This window comes from Pseudomonas sichuanensis (assembly GCF_003231305.1).
Lineage (GTDB): Bacteria > Pseudomonadota > Gammaproteobacteria > Pseudomonadales > Pseudomonadaceae > Aquipseudomonas > Aquipseudomonas sichuanensis.
On the sequence record NZ_QKVM01000116.1, the window covers coordinates 1 to 2066 of the forward strand.

At 56.6% G+C, this 2066-nt stretch carries 2 protein-coding genes; both read right to left on the reverse strand.

Annotation, left to right across the window (positions count from 1 at the left end):
- Positions 1-45: 45 nt before the first annotated feature.
- Complete coding sequence (tnpC, locus tag DM373_RS28290; protein ID WP_110996603.1) at positions 46-1602, reverse strand: IS66 family transposase; 1557 nt, start codon at positions 1600-1602, stop codon at positions 46-48.
- A gap of 18 nt (positions 1603-1620) precedes the next feature.
- Complete coding sequence (tnpB, locus tag DM373_RS28295) at positions 1621-1980, reverse strand: IS66 family insertion sequence element accessory protein TnpB (protein WP_019437365.1); 360 nt, start codon at positions 1978-1980, stop codon at positions 1621-1623.
- Between the last annotated feature and the right edge of the window lie 86 nt (positions 1981-2066).

The following is a 2066-nucleotide window of genomic DNA, read 5'->3' on the forward strand; positions in this document are numbered from 1 at the left end:
GAGTGCGATCCATGAACCCCACCTTCTAAAAGATAGGGCCTCAGCTTACCGTGGTATCTCTGGCGAGCAGTTCCATGGCAGCAAGGCTTCGTAGTCTGAGACCGACGACGCATACGGCAGGCGCTCAAGTACGTGGCGCAGCCACGTATAGGGCTCCTGGCCGTTGACCTTGGCGGTCTCGACCAAGCTGTATATCTGCGCACTTGCCGTGGCGCCCTTGGGCGTGTCACTGAACAGCCAAGCCTTACGCCCAATGACAAACGGTTTTATCGCGCGCTCTGCCAGGTTGTTGTCGATTGGCAAATGGCCCGCTTCGACATACCGTTCCAGGCGGCTCCAGTTGTTTGCCAGGTAATGCACCGCCTTGCCCAATACGCTTTGCGGCGTCACCTGGGCGTACGTCTTGTCCAGCCAGCTTTTCAGCTGACCGAGGATCGGTAAGCTTCTTTCCTGGCGACCGATGAACCGCTGTTCGTCGCTGACCTCCTTGAGGTCGCGCTCGATGTCATACAGCTTATTGATCATCGTCAGCGCCACATCGGCTCGTCCGGTCTTACCCTTGGGCTGCACCTTTTGTGCTTCGACGAACTTGCGGCGCGCGTGAACCATGCATGCCAGTCGCTCGATACCGGGCTGCAACGCCAAAGCGTTGTAACCCGCATAATCGTCGGTCATCACATAGCCGCGATAGCCTTGCAGCAGACGCAATGGTACTTCCTGCGCACGGCTGGTGGTGTAGTCGAACAGCACAACTTGTCGATCAGGCGGGCCACTGGCTTGCACCCACATCCAGGATTGGCTGGTCGGGTCTCGATCCGGTTCTTTCAACACCTGGACGCGAGTCTCATCGCAATGAATCACCGGACTTTCCAGCAGCCGATCACGCATCAGGTTCAACAGCGGCTGGAAGTATTTACTGCACTGGATCACCCAACGCGCCAGGGTTTGTCGTGGAATCTCGATGCCGTGGCGGGACAGCACACTTTCAAACCTGTGTAGCGGCAAGCCATCGACGTACTTGGTCGTCAGCAGCATGGCCAGCACGCTTGGGCTGGCCATGCTTTTTTCGATTAACTGGGCGGGCTTGTCAGCAGTGACAGGAGCAGTCTCGCAACCACGGCAGCCATAGATCTTGCGCACGTGTTTGAGTACGCGGATCTGCATCGGCACGATATCGAGCTGCTCGCTGGTTTCTTCGCCGATGACATGCTTGCGGCAACCGCAGGTGCAGGTCAGTTCGTGTTCGGGCAACTCATGGATAACTTCGATACGTGGCAGATTAGCCGCCAGTGGCTTGCGCTTGCCACGGCGCTTGACCGGGACAACGACTTCTTCATTGGCATCATCGACTACAGCCAGCAGAGGGTCATTTTCCGCTTCATCGAACATGGCCAGTTGCGGCGTTTTGGGATCGACGGTTTGCTCGGACTTGCGGCCAAAGAAACGGTCACGCCATAACTTGATTTGTTCTTTCAGATCGTCAATTTGGACGATGTGGGCCTGATTGACTTCCTGCTCGCGCAAACGGGCAGCATAGCTCTCAAGCAATAATTGCTTGAGCAGGGCAGGATCGTCTGGGAGATTGTCGGGCACGGAAATCATGCCGCGGATTATACCGGGTCAGGCGACGTAGCGCGGAGTCAAAACCTGATGAGGACGGTTGCGCCAAAGGTCGAAACCGTCGAGCAGCCAATTGAGTTCTTGGACGGTCAGGACAATCGCTTCGTCGCTGGGCTCAGGCGACATTTTGAAGCGCTCGGCTTCCAGGCGCTTGAGCCAGAGGCAGAAGCCGTTGCGCTCCCAGTACAACACTTTGATCCGATTACGCGCCTTGTTGAGGAAGACGAAGAGCACGGGGTCGAACACGGCGACTTTGATATCCAGTTCTACCAAGGCAGTAAGGCCGTCGATGGACTTTCGAAAGTCCACAGGCTTGGGGTAGAGGTAGACTTTTTCGACTTTGCTGTCGGGGCGCATCATGCAGGGCTGGCTCCAGAAGGAAATCGGGAGCACAGCATCGGGCATCAGGTAAGCGCTTTGAATGTGGGGTTCATGGAGCACTTACG

Coding starts and splice junctions, on each gene's coding strand:
- tnpC (WP_110996603.1), bottom strand. CDS start 1,602: ATGATTTCCGTGCCCGACAATCTCCCAGACGATCCTGCCCTGCTCAAG.
- tnpB (WP_019437365.1), bottom strand. CDS start 1,980: ATGATGCGCCCCGACAGCAAAGTCGAAAAAGTCTACCTCTACCCCAAG.